This is a genomic window from Gracilibacillus marinus (genome assembly GCF_042651725.1).
Lineage (GTDB): Bacteria > Bacillota > Bacilli > Bacillales > Amphibacillaceae > Gracilibacillus > Gracilibacillus marinus.
Map to the genome: position 1 here is coordinate 872,748 of NZ_JBHSDV010000001.1, position 15,158 is coordinate 887,905.

General features: G+C 34.6%; 20 protein-coding genes. 14 read left to right on the forward strand and 6 right to left on the reverse strand.

Features of this window, described 5'->3' with window-relative positions; translation table 11 throughout:
* Positions 1-23 precede the first annotated feature (23 nt).
* The 3 genes from ACFOZ1_RS03815 to ACFOZ1_RS03825 are packed head-to-tail and all read left to right on the forward strand — an operon-like array spanning position 24 to position 2,273.
* Positions 24-776 (forward strand): ABC transporter permease, encoded by a 753-nt coding sequence (locus ACFOZ1_RS03815; protein WP_390196079.1) that lies wholly within the window; start codon positions 24-26, stop codon positions 774-776.
* Complete coding sequence (locus tag ACFOZ1_RS03820; RefSeq protein WP_390196081.1) at positions 773-1,516, forward strand: ABC transporter ATP-binding protein; 744 nt, start codon at positions 773-775, stop codon at positions 1,514-1,516. Before ACFOZ1_RS03815 ends, ACFOZ1_RS03820 begins: the two co-directional genes overlap by 4 nt.
* On the forward strand, positions 1,509-2,273 hold the full coding sequence (locus tag ACFOZ1_RS03825; protein WP_390196084.1) for a TatD family hydrolase: 765 nt from the start codon (positions 1,509-1,511) through the stop codon (positions 2,271-2,273). Before ACFOZ1_RS03820 ends, ACFOZ1_RS03825 begins: the two co-directional genes overlap by 8 nt.
* 59 nt (positions 2,274-2,332) lie before the next feature.
* Here ACFOZ1_RS03825 and ACFOZ1_RS03830 read toward each other — a convergent pair whose 3' ends face one another.
* The 6 genes from ACFOZ1_RS03830 to ACFOZ1_RS03855 all read right to left on the reverse strand — a co-directional run bounded on the left by ACFOZ1_RS03830 (position 2,333) and on the right by ACFOZ1_RS03855 (position 6,816).
* Complete coding sequence (locus ACFOZ1_RS03830; RefSeq protein ID WP_390196086.1) at positions 2,333-3,085, reverse strand: thermonuclease family protein; 753 nt, start codon at positions 3,083-3,085, stop codon at positions 2,333-2,335.
* A gap of 78 nt (positions 3,086-3,163) precedes the next feature.
* A complete protein-coding gene (locus tag ACFOZ1_RS03835) occupies positions 3,164-3,721 on the reverse strand; it encodes a hypothetical protein (RefSeq protein ID WP_390196090.1) in 558 nt (185 codons plus the stop codon).
* Positions 3,718-4,356: an SCO family protein gene (locus tag ACFOZ1_RS03840; protein ID WP_390196093.1), complete on the reverse strand. Its 639-nt coding sequence runs from the start codon at positions 4,354-4,356 to the stop codon at positions 3,718-3,720. The genes ACFOZ1_RS03835 and ACFOZ1_RS03840 overlap by 4 nt, the downstream gene beginning before the upstream one ends.
* Before the next feature lie 58 nt (positions 4,357-4,414).
* Positions 4,415-6,094: a cbb3-type cytochrome c oxidase subunit I gene (locus tag ACFOZ1_RS03845; RefSeq protein WP_390196096.1), complete on the reverse strand. Its 1,680-nt coding sequence runs from the start codon at positions 6,092-6,094 to the stop codon at positions 4,415-4,417.
* A 15-nt stretch (positions 6,095-6,109) separates the two neighbouring features.
* Positions 6,110-6,571 carry a cytochrome c oxidase subunit II gene (locus tag ACFOZ1_RS03850; protein ID WP_390196099.1) on the reverse strand — a complete coding sequence of 154 codons (462 nt, stop codon included), beginning with the start codon at positions 6,569-6,571 and terminating at the stop codon, positions 6,110-6,112.
* Positions 6,572-6,684: 113 nt separating this feature from the next.
* Complete coding sequence (locus ACFOZ1_RS03855) at positions 6,685-6,816, reverse strand: cytochrome c oxidase subunit 2A (protein WP_390196102.1); 132 nt, start codon at positions 6,814-6,816, stop codon at positions 6,685-6,687.
* 165 nt (positions 6,817-6,981) lie between these two features.
* Here ACFOZ1_RS03855 and ACFOZ1_RS03860 point away from each other — a divergent pair, with 165 nt between their 5' ends.
* The 11 genes from ACFOZ1_RS03860 to ACFOZ1_RS03910 all read left to right on the forward strand — a co-directional run bounded on the left by ACFOZ1_RS03860 (position 6,982) and on the right by ACFOZ1_RS03910 (position 15,002).
* A complete protein-coding gene (locus tag ACFOZ1_RS03860; RefSeq protein WP_390196105.1) occupies positions 6,982-7,341 on the forward strand; it encodes a cupredoxin domain-containing protein in 360 nt (119 codons plus the stop codon).
* Positions 7,342-7,904: 563 nt separating this feature from the next.
* Positions 7,905-8,915 (forward strand): LLM class flavin-dependent oxidoreductase, encoded by a 1,011-nt coding sequence (locus ACFOZ1_RS03865; protein WP_390196107.1) that lies wholly within the window; start codon positions 7,905-7,907, stop codon positions 8,913-8,915.
* Positions 8,916-9,108: 193 nt separating this feature from the next.
* Entirely contained in the window at positions 9,109-9,351 is a 243-nt protein-coding gene (locus tag ACFOZ1_RS03870) for a DUF2249 domain-containing protein (protein WP_390196109.1), read from the forward strand.
* A complete protein-coding gene (locus ACFOZ1_RS03875) occupies positions 9,351-9,563 on the forward strand; it encodes a DUF2249 domain-containing protein (protein ID WP_390196112.1) in 213 nt (70 codons plus the stop codon). The genes ACFOZ1_RS03870 and ACFOZ1_RS03875 overlap by 1 nt, the downstream gene beginning before the upstream one ends.
* A 5-nt stretch (positions 9,564-9,568) precedes the next feature.
* On the forward strand, positions 9,569-10,807 hold the full coding sequence (locus tag ACFOZ1_RS03880) for a hypothetical protein (protein WP_390196115.1): 1,239 nt from the start codon (positions 9,569-9,571) through the stop codon (positions 10,805-10,807).
* Positions 10,808-10,820: 13 nt separating this feature from the next.
* Complete coding sequence (locus ACFOZ1_RS03885) at positions 10,821-11,111, forward strand: metal-sulfur cluster assembly factor (protein WP_390196118.1); 291 nt, start codon at positions 10,821-10,823, stop codon at positions 11,109-11,111.
* 77 nt (positions 11,112-11,188) lie between these two features.
* Positions 11,189-11,371, forward strand: coding sequence for a hypothetical protein (locus tag ACFOZ1_RS03890; protein WP_390196121.1), 183 nt, complete (start codon positions 11,189-11,191; stop codon positions 11,369-11,371).
* A gap of 231 nt (positions 11,372-11,602) precedes the next feature.
* Entirely contained in the window at positions 11,603-12,778 is a 1,176-nt protein-coding gene (tnpB, locus tag ACFOZ1_RS03895; RefSeq protein ID WP_390196124.1) for an IS200/IS605 family element RNA-guided endonuclease TnpB, read from the forward strand.
* 314 nt (positions 12,779-13,092) lie between these two features.
* Positions 13,093-13,260: a hypothetical protein gene (locus tag ACFOZ1_RS03900; RefSeq protein WP_390196127.1), complete on the forward strand. Its 168-nt coding sequence runs from the start codon at positions 13,093-13,095 to the stop codon at positions 13,258-13,260.
* Positions 13,257-14,729: a sodium:solute symporter family protein gene (locus ACFOZ1_RS03905; RefSeq protein ID WP_390196129.1), complete on the forward strand. Its 1,473-nt coding sequence runs from the start codon at positions 13,257-13,259 to the stop codon at positions 14,727-14,729. The genes ACFOZ1_RS03900 and ACFOZ1_RS03905 overlap by 4 nt, the downstream gene beginning before the upstream one ends.
* A 63-nt stretch (positions 14,730-14,792) precedes the next feature.
* Positions 14,793-15,002, forward strand: coding sequence for a YdbC family protein (locus ACFOZ1_RS03910; RefSeq protein ID WP_390196132.1), 210 nt, complete (start codon positions 14,793-14,795; stop codon positions 15,000-15,002).
* Positions 15,003-15,158: the final 156 nt, after the last annotated feature.

Genomic DNA, 15,158 nt, shown 5'->3' on the forward strand with positions numbered 1-15,158 from the left:
CGAATAGATGGAGGTGCTTGCCGATGATCAAGCGAGTAACATCACCAGTTCTGCTCATTATGTTCATGATAGTATTGTGGGAAGTAAGTACACGCGTACTAGAAATTCCTAAATGGATCTTACCTGCTCCTACCAACATCTTATTGGAAGCATATGAGAATTGGTCTAATTATGAACATCATATCTATGCAACAGTAAAATTAGCGACAATTGGATTTTTTGCAAGCATTACAATCGGCTTTGTTATTGCGATGATTTTACACTTGTTACCAAAATGGAAAGAAGCGTTGTATCCACTTCTTATTGTGTCACAAAATATTCCAATCATTGTCCTTGCACCTTTATTAGTCATTTGGTTTGGATTTGGAATAACACCAAAGCTTTTAATTATTATACTTGTCTGCTTTTTCCCGATTGCCGTCGCCACAATTGACGGGTTAAAACAGACAAGCCCAGAACTGATTCATTATATGAAAATGGCAGGTGCGAATAAGAAGCAAATTTTTCTAAAGCTTGAATTACCATATGCATTACCTGCAATCTTTTCTGGGCTAAAAATTTCAGCAACATATAGTGTGATGGGTGCAGTGATTTCTGAGTGGTTGGGTGCAAATGAAGGAATAGGAGTATACATGACATTAGCTTCCTCTTCTTTTAGAACAGACCGAGTGTTTGTAGCGATATTGTTTATTATGTTATTATGCTTTGTTTATTTCGCGATTATTCTTTTATTAGAAAGACACTTCCTTAAATGGAGAAGGGAGGAGCACCAATGAGTACACTCGACATCAAGCAAGTATCTAAGCAATTCGGAGACAAGCAAATACTGAACAAATTAGACTTGGAAGTGCATGAGGGTGAATTTGTCGCTTTATTAGGTCCTTCAGGAAGTGGAAAAAGTACGATATTTCATATGATTGGTGGACTTTTTACACCAGATGAGGGTTCGATTTATATTGATAATAAGGAGATAACTGGTAAGCGTGGTTCGATTAGTTATATGCCACAAACTCCTTCTCTTTTTCCGTGGCGAACTATTCTTGACAATGTATTATTGTCACAAGAGATAAATGGAAAGCCTGACAAGCAAAAAGCAATCAAAATGTTAGAGCGGGCAGGTCTAATCGACTATCAACATGCATTTCCGCATCAATTATCTGGTGGGATGCGTCAACGAGTGGCATTTGTTCGTAGTTTATTAAGTCCACAATCATTTATTTGTTTAGATGAGCCCTTTTCGGCTCTAGATGAACTGACAAGATTAGATATGCAAAATTGGCTGTTATCTATATGGGAAGAAGAGCGGCCAAGCGTCTTATTCGTGACACATAATATAGAAGAAGCGATCTATTTATCTGATCGTATTGTCGTATTAGGCGAACAAGAAAAGCGTATTATTCATGAACAAGAAGTACCGTTTAAAAGACCAAGAAAAGAATCCATCACATTAACAGAAGAATTCTTAGCAAGTAAGAAAAATATCTACAAAAAGTTAAGGCGAATAAGTCATGTATGATGCACATATTCATTTAGATTGGTATCCTGACGAAGAACAAGATGCAATCATACAAGACTTAAAAAAACAATGTATAAAGGGAGTTGTTGCTGTATCCAGTGATTTGATTTCATGTAAAAAAGTTCTGGAATTATCGAATAAAACAGCAAATATATTTCCTGCTTTAGGATGGCATCCTGAACAACCATTACCTAGTCAGATAGAATTAAATGCAATTATGAATCTTATTAGGAAACATCATAAGGAAATCGTTGCAATCGGCGAAGTAGGGTTACCATATTATTTAAAGCAAGAGAATTCGTCTATCCAATTATCTGATTATAAAAGAATTATTTCTGAATTTTTTCAATTAGCAAAGCAATATGAACTACCGATTGTATTGCATGCTATTTATGAAGATGCAACAGTTATTTGTGATTTGTTAGAAAAATTTGACGTAAAAAAGGCGCATTTCCATTGGTTTAAAGGAAGTAAGGACATCATGAAACGCATGATACAACGTGGCTATAGAATATCTATTACCCCTGATTGTATGTATGAAGAAGAGATAAAGGAAATCGTTGCTTTTTATCCGTTGGAACTTATGATGGTAGAGACAGACGGACCATGGCAATTTGAAGGGCCTCGAGAGAAAAGTACACATCCATATATGATTAAAGATGTAATAGCTCAGATTGCACGAATAAAGAAAATAGAGAGAGAAGTTGTTATAGATACAGTTACAAGAAATACAGAGGAATTTTACAAGCTTAATTAAGGTTAAAAAATGTGCAAGAAGGATGGCTATACGTCCTTCTTGCACGTTTTTACTCTTTCTTATGTTTCGCAAGCAACACCGTCTTTGTCGCCATCCATTTGTTCTCGATATCCTGCATCACCTTTGTGTAATGGTGTCACACCTGCTTGATGTGCTTCTGTACAGTTATTATAGTAAATCGTATCATTTGATTCATTAGAACTTGGTGAATCTATTGTATCTTCAGAAGTGTAAGAAATGGAGAAGCCTTTATCAGTTACATAGTTTTCCACTTCCCATATACCAATTTGTTGATCCCTAGCTTTTTTTTCCGCTTCTTTAAATTGTTCTTGATACGTATATGGTGGGTCATACTCATAAGCATAACGGGCATAACCATTCTCTAACAATAATTGATTGAAGTTTTGATCATCTACCCATATATATGCAAGTAAACGATCATATTTATCACGTTTAGGACCATCAAATTCTAGTTCAATTTGTTTATTTGATAGCATTTCTTCAGCATAATTAGATGCTTCTGGACCTAGTAGTTGTACTGGTAAATCAGGATGCTTTGTTTCAGGTGTGTCGACTAATAATAAGCGTACCGTTTCTTTTTTTTGATTGAATTCAATTTGTACCGTATCCCCGTCGACTACGCGTACGACTTCTGCTTTTGTACGATTGCTTTCTACATCTACATTAGATTCTTCTTGATTGGAACTTGTCGGTGTATCTAGTGTGTCACTTAATTCCGTTAATGTTCCTGTTCCGCATCCAGTTAGAACAAATAAAAGAATGAGGAAAGTTAGTAAACAATTTTTTAACATGATGAAGGTACCTCCTGCTGCTTAAAACAATGATACTCCATAGTTTACTATATGAACGGAATTATGAAAAGAAGCTAGTTATGTCTTTGTTTCTTTACTTTCAAACATTTGCATTGCAATGTATAGTAAGACACAAAACGAAAGGGCTAGAGAACTCCAACCGAGTGTCTGTTGTTCAATAACTAAATAATTGTTACAAATTTGTTCATCAATCCATATATAAATAAATCCAAGGCCTAATAACGAACAAAATAAATAAAGAAAAAATAGAAATTGATAGATTTTTTTTAACTTAGGAAAGCTATCTCGTAAAGGTACTCCAACTAATAATGATAAACTTATAAATTTAAAAAGTTCTATATGTGGATAGACTAACGCATCATCCATTGCACGAGGCATTTGCCAATATGTCCAAATTAGAATGACTAAAAGAATACCTGGTAAACCAGTATAATTGTATTTCCTAAAAAAATTAGGAAATGTTTGTTGGAAGAATGGTGCGATGAGAAAACCTGAAAATACGATTAACGGCATTTGTGTATGCATATGAAAAATCATCATCGATTCAAGCAATGAACGAACAGGAGCAAGTGCTAGAAGAATAAACAGGACAAGACCATATTTTGCTTGCTTCATGATTGCTCCTCCTCTATCAAAGTTGTAATTCTCTTAACAGCACCATCAATATCTGTATAATCTAATACATCAATCAACTCTTTAGATGAATCTATTAAATAAAAAGCTGTGTTATGTTGGAAATTGCCATACTCATCAGGTATGACAATCACACCAAGTGTATCTAATAGGTGATTAAGTTCGTTTTCATTTTGTACTCTTGCCATACGCCATGTTTCTCCGTCACTATTAAAATAAGATTGGTATTTCGTTAAAGTATCAGGATCATCTGTTTCTGTATCAAAACTAATACTTAAAAAACGAATGTTGTAATCAATATATTCACTTGGTAATTGTTCATAGACCTTTTGCATATTTCGTTCTAATTGTGGACAAACAGTACCACAATTCGTATACATAAATGTGACAAATAACAAACGATCTTCTTGGAATGACTCAAGAGGGTATGTTCGGTTCTTACTATCCTCTAAAACAACATTAGGAATCATCGGTTGTTCTTCTTTTAAAGCAATGGTTCTTGCTTGTTCTGCTGTAAATGCACGAAAGTTATCTGTGCCTAGAAGTAAGACAACAAAACCTATAATGATTACAACAAAACATGCGATCACTTCACGTACGATTTGTTTATTTGTCATTCGAATCGCCTCTTTTTAGTATAACTGGTATGGGACAAGCAAATTGTCCCATACACAATTACCATGTTTTAAATGGCGGTGAACCTGGAGGTGCGTTTACAATCATATCGACAATCGGAATGACATATGCCATTGCTACGACTGCTAGTAATAAAATCGACCATAACCCCCAACGTTCTGTCCACATTGGAACAGATGGCTGATCTTCTTCGGGTTCTGCAACAGGATACTCTGTCGTTCCTTTTGGTGCAAAAAACATCATGTGGAAAACTGCAAATACTTGAATGATGACACCAATCATTAATAATGTTGCGCCAGCTGCGAAGATATACTCATAATGGAACCAATTTAGTGCAGCTTCCATACCCCCATATGTCGTGTCAGATGTACGACGTGGATCTCCGATTAATCCTGCAATATGCATAGAGAAAGCCATAATTGCCATGCCTGCAGTCCAAATCCACGTTTGAATCACGCCGATTTTGTTCATACGCTTCGTTAATTGACGTTTGGATAAGTGCGGTATTAACCAATAACATATACCGAAGAATGTAAGTACCACAGACACCCCAACAGTAATGTGGAAGTGACCCACAACCCACATGGTGTTATGGATTACTTGGTTCATTTGATTACTTGTATTTACAATTCCTCCTGCACCACCTGGAATAAATGCAATCATTGCAATCATCGGTGCAAGGAATCGAACATCATTCCATGGCAATTTCTTAAACCAACCAAATAAGCCTTTGCCACCTTTTTTCCTTCCCGCTTTCTCCATTACATAGAACATCGCAAAAGCAGTCATTAATGATGGTACTGCAATAGATAAACTCATAAATACATGCAAGAATTTAATCGTTAATGAAATGGCAGGATCAATAATTTGGTGATGGAATCCACCAGGTATATTTAAAATAACTAATAATATAACAACTAAGCGAATTAATTTTTCGTTGAAATGTTTACCACCAATTATTTTTGGAACAATAATATACCATGCACTTGTTGCTACGAGATACCAAATGTTCACAAGTGTATGACCGAACCACCAAAATAGTGTTCTAGTGACCATCACATTGATTGTTTCTGTGATGCCAAGTACCCATGGGATAATCATAAATACTTCAATTGTTACACCAAGACTCGCGAAGAACCATAGAATAAAGACACCCATAGCAAAGAATGCAAGAATTGGCGTAGTTTGACCTGGATGTGTTTTGCGCCAGTGTCTATAGTTCAAAATAACAGCTAGACAGACTGCCCAAATACCAATAACTAATACAACTAAACCGAAATAAAAGATCGGATGTGCCGCTAGTGGTGGATAAAAAGTATAAAGTACAGATGCTTCATTTAAAACAATCATCGTCACAGCCATCACAACACCGATTACTTTTAATACAATACCAACCCAAATTAATTTTTTAGCAATAGGCAATAGCCCGCCGAATGAATAGGATAAGTTGGCTAACTGATACCCCATTGTGAATGTTGCTGTAAAAACAACTAACAATAACAATCCGTGTGCAGACAAGACTTGATAATAGTTAAAGCCACTGGGTAATGAATAGAGGCCTGCTCGTTCTAGTCCTTGAATTAAGCCTAATATCCCACCAATCAAAAGTGTGGCAAACGCTATAGTAAAATATGTTTTTGATATAAGTGCATCTTCTGGATTAACTCCAAGTTTGAGCCATTTGTTTTGGTTTACTGTTTCATTTTTGACTAATTCCATCTCCGTTTTCCCTCCTTACTTCACGGTGATTTTTGTAAACATCGCCTGATGACCGATACCACAATATTCATTACATAGAATGAGATATTCGCCTGGCTCATTGAATACTTGAGTAATTCGTTGGATATGTCCAGGTAAAACCATTGCATTAAGGTTTGTTCCTGGAATTTGGATACCATGTGATACGTCTTTTGAAGTCATAATAAATTCTACTTCGGCACCAACTGGTACTTCGATATCACCAGGATTAAATGCAAATGTTTCTAGAGTCATAACGACTTCATATTTATTCTCTCCGACTTCAAATACACCAGGTTCATCAAAAGGTGCTTGTTCATCAACTTTTTGTGGATCGATAATGTCTTTATTACTTGGAGGCCCCATTCCAAGTGCAAATGTCTGATAACCAACGATTGCCATGAATATAACCAGAATAATGACACTGACAATCATCCAAGTTTCTTCTAATTTTCCCATTAGATTAACCCCTTTCTTCCTACAACCTATCAAGTTTGATTGTGAAAAAATTGTGAAGAATGTAACTTATAACTAGCCAAAAAAATATACTTATCGGCATAATTATGGTAGAATTATATTCTAGCCATATACAATGAAAAGACACCAATCCACATTAATACAATTACAATAGCAACAATGGATACAGAAGCAATTGTTCCTTTTGCAGAATGATCTTGATGGGTGTTTTTTTTCGCGCTAGCCATACATCAGCCCCTCCTTTTAGTTTGGTTGATTAAAGATTACCGTATTTGGTAACACTGTATTGTGAGTTTAATCACGATAAAAGTGTGATATATATCAATACGTAATGTTGAAAGAACATTTAAGATGGGTAAAGAAGTAAATTAATTTGAAAAGGGGAGTAAACAATGAAGAAAATAGTATTCGTATTCATGGCACTTACATTAACAATGGTTTTGGCAGCATGTGGTGGAGATGACAAAGATAGCGGAGGAGATGCAGCTTCTGGAGATGGAGAAACTGTGAACATCAAAGCATCGAATTGGCAATTTGATCAAGAAGAATATACTGTTCCTGCTGGAGAAGTAACAATCAATTTAGCGAATGAAGATGGATACCACGGTATCGATGTAGAAGGAACAGACATTTCCATTGATTCAGAAGGGAATGCAACAGCAACATTAGAACCAGGAGAATATACAATCCGTTGTAACATCCCATGTGGTACAGGACACGAAGATATGGTAGCAACATTAATCGTTGAGTAATAACAAAAGCGAAGGCGCCCGGTAGAAACGTAGTGACTGGAATGCAGCAACAGAAATAAAGGAATCACGGAGAGCTTGCGAACCGATGATGACTTATTGAAAGTTGATGCGTGAAGTCACCTAGTTTCTGGGCGCAGTAGCTGGATGAGACAAAAGCGAAAGCGCCCGGTAGAAACGTAGTGGCTGGAATGCAGTAACAGAAATAAAGGAATCACGGAGAGCATGCGAACCGATGATGACTTATTGAAAGTTGATGCGTGAAGTCACCTAGTTTCTGGAGTGAAAAAAGATGCCACTAAACTTCCAAAAGGAGTTTAGTGGCATCTTTTTTAATGAACAGAGGAAGACATACCGCACTTGTTCACTCTATCTTCTATTCATACTGACTGTGAAAATACATGGTGCTTCTTTATATATAAAGTAACTAAAATTTTGATGAGATTAGTTTTACCATAATAATTTAGCAGTCTCTCACATGATGAGTCTTTTCTTTTTGCATTTCTTTTTGCTATGATGTGAGGAAAGAATACAATTTTATAATACGAGAGGAAGTCACAAAGAGTATGTTAGAATATGGTGTTTACTCATTAACAGAGAGATTAGCTAATCCATTTACAAAGAATATCCTTACATTTAAAGAAAGAATAGATCAATTAGTAGAATATGGTGTATATGCAGATAAGAAAGGCATCCATGTGTTTGGTTTAGGAGAACATCATCGTCTTGATTATGCTGTGTCAAGTCCGCAAATGGTGTTAGCTGCAATCGCTGCAAAGACTTCAAAGATTAAGTTAACTGCACTTACATCATTATTGAATACAACAGATCCTGTTAGATTGTATGAAGATTTTGCGACACTTGATTTGTTATCAGCAGGTAGAAGTGAATTAACGATTGGTCGAGGAGCATTTGTCGAGGCATTCCCACTGTTCGGATATAATGAACGAGATTATGACGAATTATTTGCAGAACATCTACAATTGTTAAATAAATTAAATCATACATCTATTGTAACGTGGAAAGGTAGACATCGATCTTCATTAAACAATGCAGAAATTGCACCAAGAGCAATGCAAAAAAACATACCAATTTCTATTGGTGTTGGTGGTACATTAGAAAGTGCAGAAAGAGCTGCAAATTATAAGTGTGGTCTAACTGTTGTTATGATTGGTGGTATTGTAAAGAAATATAAGAGATTAGTAGATACATATCGAAAGCATTATGAGGGAGAACACCCATTTGTTTCCATAGCAGGACACACATTTATTCGAGAGACAGAAGAAGAATTAGAAAAAGAATTTTACCCATACTACGCTACTTATTGGGAACACTTAACAAAACAAGGGATTGGTGGTGCAATGGGTGTGGCACGTAGCGACTTGGAGTTTGTTACTAGTAAGGAATCTACTCTAATTGTAGGTACACCAAAACAAATCATTGAAAAAATCCAGTATCAAAAAAGCTTGTTTCAACATCAACGTTTTTATGCCCAAGTAGATTTCGGTGGACAATCAACAGAGTCTGTAAAGAAAACAATAGATTTATTGACAGAAGAAGTAATGCCCTATGTGTAAAATTAAATCGTTTTGAAAACCCACATGTGTAGATATATGTGGGTTTTAATATTTTTAATAAATTTTCAATTAATGTGTTTTATACACGGAAGATTGTGTCTGATTTCCACCTATTGTTGTGATAGGAATCACACCAATACTAATTGATAATGATTATCATAATAGTATAAAAGAGCACGAAGGAGGTTTAAGTATGTCAGAACCATTTGTTGAATTAGATGTAAGAGAAGATTTAGCTTTAAAGAAAGAACCATTCGATAAAATTATGAAAGCAGTGAAGGAACTGGAGAATGGTCAAGCTTTTGTACTTCACGCACCATTTAATCCAATCCCGTTGCACAAAGTTCTTGGAAGAAAAGGATTTACCTACGAAGCAGAAAAGAAAGAAAAAAAGCATTGGATAATCACATATAGAAAGAAAGTGGGTGAAGAGTAATGGAAGTGTTAGATAATAGAGGATTACAACCGCCACAACCAATGATGCGTACACTAAAGAAATTAGAATCATTAGAAAAAGGTGCAAAATTAGCGATTATTAATGACAGAAGACCAATGTTTTTATATGAAGAATTAGAGGAATTAGGATTTGAACATGTTACAACAGCAAATGAAGATGGAAGTTATCAAATAATTATTACGAAGCGGTGAGTCACGTGATTCAGTTAAAATCAGAAACCAATATTAAAATACCACTAACATACATTATTTTGGGAACATTAGCCTTTTCCATTGCTCAAATCATTTTATTTATCCATTCTACTAATTTACTTATAGGTAATTTTCGAGTACCTGAAATATGGATGGGAGCACATGTGTTAGTGTTAGGATTTGCCATGTTAGTAGTGATGGGAGCAATGTACCAACTTGTTCCTGTTGTGTTTTTAACAAAAATATGGAGAGAATCTTTTAGCTATATTCAAATGACGATAACAATTGTCGGTGTAATTTTATTTTCTATATTGATTGGCATCAATCCATCTAATGCGATTATTGGTGGCCTTCTAGTTGTTATTGGCTTTACATTGTTTATTATTCAAATGTTAGTCACAATCTTCCAATCAAAAAATATAACAATCATGTTTGGATATATTGTTACAGCATTATGTTGTCTATTTATAACTATCTTATTAGGACTCCTTTTAAGTTACAGTTTTGCAATTGGTGGTTTGTCTTTTCATGAACCATTATTTTACTCACATATTATTGTAGGTCTTATCGGATTTTTTACCTTTTTAATATTTGGGTTTTCATTAAAGTTAGTCCCTATGTTCAGTTTATCACATGATTTCACTTTTTCTTATGCTAAATGGGCCTATTGTCTGTATAGTATTGGATTGCTTACACTTATCTATTCAGTGTGGATAGATAGAAGCATTTTAACAATAGTAGGGTTTTGCTTATTGGCAGCGGGATTTACATTTTTCACAATGAACATTTATAAGATATACAAGAAGAGATTAAAGAGAAAATTAGATACATCTTTTTTCTTTACACTTATTGCATTAGTAAATGGAAATATACTTCATATTGTTGCGCTTATTTGTAGTATTAGTATGGTATCAGATCGAAAAATTTGGAGCTTACTTATTTTTCTCTATATCTATTGTTGGATTATTTTTAGTGTTATCGGTTACTTGTACAAAATCGTACCATTCTTATGGTGGACATATAGTTACTCTATGAAAATCGGCAAGGTAAAAGTGCCAACCCTGAAGGAGATGATTAATGAAAGAGTGGGTAAAATACTATTTGTTAGTTTCTTCTGTTCGATATGTCTATTTGTTCTATCTTATTTAATCGGGAATCAGTTTATTTTGATTATTTCCCAGGTAATACTCACTATTACGACAATTGTTTACACACTATCGATTCTACATGTTTTGCAAAAATAAGGAGATGACATGAATGACAGACTATATTATAAATGGATTGTATGACGTGATTGATCCAGAGTTAGGTATCAATATCGTAGATTTAGGATTAATATATGAAGCGACTTGTGAAGGAAATAAAGCATATGTCAAGATGACTTTAACAACACCTGGCTGTCCTTTGCATGACAGCATTGTAAATGGTGTAAAAGAACGATTATTACAATTAGAGGAAGTGAATGATGTGCAGGTAGACTTAGTCTTTGACCCTGCATGGAATCCGTCACTTATGTCTGAAAAAGCGAAGATGACATTATTTGGTTAAAGTAATACGTAGTAGATGGATATACGTAAAACTTATGATATAATTAATTGTGAAAGCGATTAATAGGAGGGAATAGCTTGTCATACAACAAAATACGTATTCCATTATTGACAATTATCATTATTATTATGGTACTTGACTTATCAGGTATCATTTATGTACCTGGTATCGTCATTTTTCTGATTGCATTTGCGCTCATTGCATACAATATTTATATTAGAAATAATGCGAAAAATTATCATAAATCTAAAAAGGATTAGACATTATTCTTGTCTAATCCTTTTTAGATTTAAGATTTTTATCTAAAAATCAGCGAGAAAACCCCCATCTTCAAACCGTAGTTATGCGATGCAAGCGAAGGTTAAATGGAGGATGAATCACTTTTTTTGACGTTATATTTAGACAGAAAATACTTTGTTTGGTAAAATAAAGTATATCGAACCCATGTTCCGATTGTATGGAAAATCAAAGTCTGAATCGAGGTGAAAACAATGCTGGTGAACAAAGCTTACAAATTTCGTATCTATCCAAACAAACGACAAACAGAATTAATCAACAAGACCATTGGGTGTACACGATTTGTATTTAACTTCTTTTTAGGTAAACAAAAAGAGAAAGATGCCTACTGGTATATCTGTGAAGAAATGGTCCAAAATGGGCAGCTACCTTCTAACCAATGGAAAGGTGCATTTCTGAATAAATATGATACCGTGAAACAAATCCCTAATCTAAAGAAAACCTATGCATTTCTAAAAGAAGTAGACAGCATTGCCTTGCAGAAGTCTGTTGAAAATTTGGCTAATTCCTATAATCGTTACTATAAAAAACAAAATAAAGCCCCACGTTTCAAATCAAAAAAGAACCCTGTTCAGTCTTATACAACAAAACAGACAAATGGAAATATAGCTATCTACGACTGCCATATTAAAATACCAAAGGTAGGGCTTGTTCGGTTTGCGAAGAGTCGTGAAGTAGACGGACGTATCTTACATGTCACGATTAGACGTAACCCATCTGAGAAGTATTTTGTTTCTATTTTGGTACAAACAGAAGTGCAGCCTTTGGAAAAAACGAACGCTTCTGTTGGTGTAGATGTGGGATTAAAGGATTTCGCGATTCTTTCAGATGGAACGAAGTTTCGTAATCCGAAGTTTTTCCGTACTTTGGAACAAAAATTATCAAAAGCTCAACAAATCTTATCAAGAAGAACGATAGGCGGTTCTAATTGGCATAAGCAACGTATGAAAGTTGCTCGTATTCATGAGAAAATGACAAACGCAAGAACGGATTACTTGCAAAAAATATCCACTGAAATCATCAAAAACTACGATGTGATCGGCATGGAGAACTTGCAAGTAACCCACATGTTAAAAAATAAAAAACTAGCGAAAGTCATCAGCGAAGCATCTTGGTCGCAATTCAAAACGATGTTGGAATATAAAGCTAAATGGTACGGTAAACAAGTGATTACAGTATCTAAAACGTTTGCCAGTTCTCAACTCTGTTCCGTTTGTGGACATCAACACAAAGACGTTAAAAACTTGAATCTACGTGATTGGGAATGTCCTTCTTGTTATACTTCACATGATAGAGATATTAACGCAAGTATTAATCTGAAAAATGAAGCGATAAGACTTCTAACCGCTGGGACTGCGGAGATAGCCTAATCAATTAGAAGCCGATAGGTTTCCGTACTTAGGAATCCCTCACTTCAAACGCCAGAAGCGTTAAGTGGCGGGTAGTTCAAATTAAGTGGTGGAAAAGAAAGCCGAAGCGTTCTGCATTAGAAGTATTAAAAGAACAAGATCCGAATAAAAAGAAAAATGATAAATAGATTTATCGGCAATTGTGGAACTAATTCTGCAATTGCTTTTTTATTGTTTTTGCAAGTGTCTTTACACATGTAATTAAATGTGTATAATAAAATGCATGAATATAAAAAAAGGTGGGGAAAAATACTGTGCATAAAAGAGAGATTTTGTTGGGACTTTTATTACTAGTTATTGTCTTATTAGGTTATATTCTTCCATACACTGTTTTTACAAATGTTGCAAAATGGTATGGTAGTTTTTTAGTTTGGACAGTTTTAGCACTTATTGTGATAGGAATCAATTACTTTTTGACAAGAAATTGGGGTGATGATCAATGAGTCCATTATTAGTTTGGGTAATGATTATCATTTATGTTATTTTTGCTATTTTCTTAGCTTTTCTTTCAAAGAATGGGAAGCAAAATAGTATGGTTGGGTATTTCCTTGGTGATCGTAAATTAAATGGATTTGTATCTGCATTAAGCTATAGTGCTACTACATATAGTGCATTTATGTTAGTTGGATTAGCTGGACTGACATACAATGGCGGTGTTGGTGCATATGGCTTTGAAATCATCTATTTTATGGGAGTGTCATTAGTAGCGATATTCGGTCCGAGATTTTGGGTTGTTGGTAAAAAGTATGGTTATGTTACGCCATCAGAAATGTTAGGAGATCGTTATCAAAGTAAATTAGTGGCGATTGTGATTGCGATATCTAGTTGCTTATTCCTGATTCCGTATAGTGCTGTGCAGTTAACAGGAATTGGTTATTTATTACAAGGTGTAACAGGTGGAGCGATAAGCTATACTACAGGTGTAATAATTGCGACATTATTAGCTTTATTATTCACATTTATTGCTGGGATTCGTTCTGTTGCATGGACAGATTCGTTACAAGCATTAATCATGATTGTAACGTCTACTATTGTTGTCATACTAATTATTAACGGGCTTGGTGGACTAACAGGTTTCTTTAATCAGCTACAGTCTAATCAACCTGAATCATTAACAGTGCCCGGTAATGGCTTCTTTAATTTTTGGACATTTTTAGGATTAACGATACCATGGTTCTTTTTCAGTATATCTAATCCACAAGTAAGTCAACGATTGTATATGCCAGAATCACTGAAAAGTTTACGTCATATGCTTATGGGATTTTTAATTTTTGGTTTCATTTATACGATTGTATCTGTTGTGTGGGGTTTTTCTGCATCGATTTTATATCCGGATTTAGAGAATGCGGATTTAGCTACACCAATGTTATTGTCATCTGATCTAGTACCACCGATCTTAGGTGTAATTGTAATGGTAGGAATAATGGCAGCAGCGATTTCAACAATTGATTCAATCTTGTTAACATTAGCTTCTATGTTCTCACGTGATGTTGTAGGGAATTTGACGAAGCAATCTACAGACAAAAAACAATTAACCATTGGTAAGTTAGTCATTCCAATTATTGCAATCTTAGCATTTTTATTTGCTCAATTACAATTAGATCTAATTGCAGTGCTTTCTGTTGCATCATCTGCTGGTTTAATCGTATCTGTTCCAGCGATTATCGGTGCATTCTTTTGGAAAAAAGGAAGTGCAATTGCCGTTATATTAAGTGTGTCGATTAGTAGTATTGTCGTGATTTTATTAGAATTCTTTAAGTTTGTTCCATTTGGACTGAAGTCTGGTATATGGGGACTTTTATTATCAACAAGCATATTTATAATCGTAAGTTTCATGTCAAAAGCACCTATTCATAAAGCAGAAGAGTTTTTAAAGTATATCAAAGTAACTTTATCAAAATCAAAAGCATAATTAGTTGCGAGTGAAATGGGTTCATGATAAAAAGAGTATATACAAATAATTTGAGGTGAAATCATGGCAGGATTGAAATATGATATCGTCGAACACATTGCTGTATTATCTGAATCAACTAAAGGTTGGCAGAAAGAAGTCAATCTTATTAGTTGGAACGATCGTGAACCGAAATATGATATTAGAGATTGGTCAAAAGAACATGATAAAATGGGTAAAGGTGTTACATTAAGCAAAGAAGAGTGGGAAAAATTAAAAGATATCTTGAAATAACTGAAAAAAATCACATTGTTTATTTTTTGAAACAATGTGATTTTTTATGTATGAACAAAAACTTTGTTAGATAATCTGACAAAAGTCATGACGGACAACAATGGAAAAGAGTACGATATGAAATAACAAAAGATGTTAAAAAAATTAACATATGCA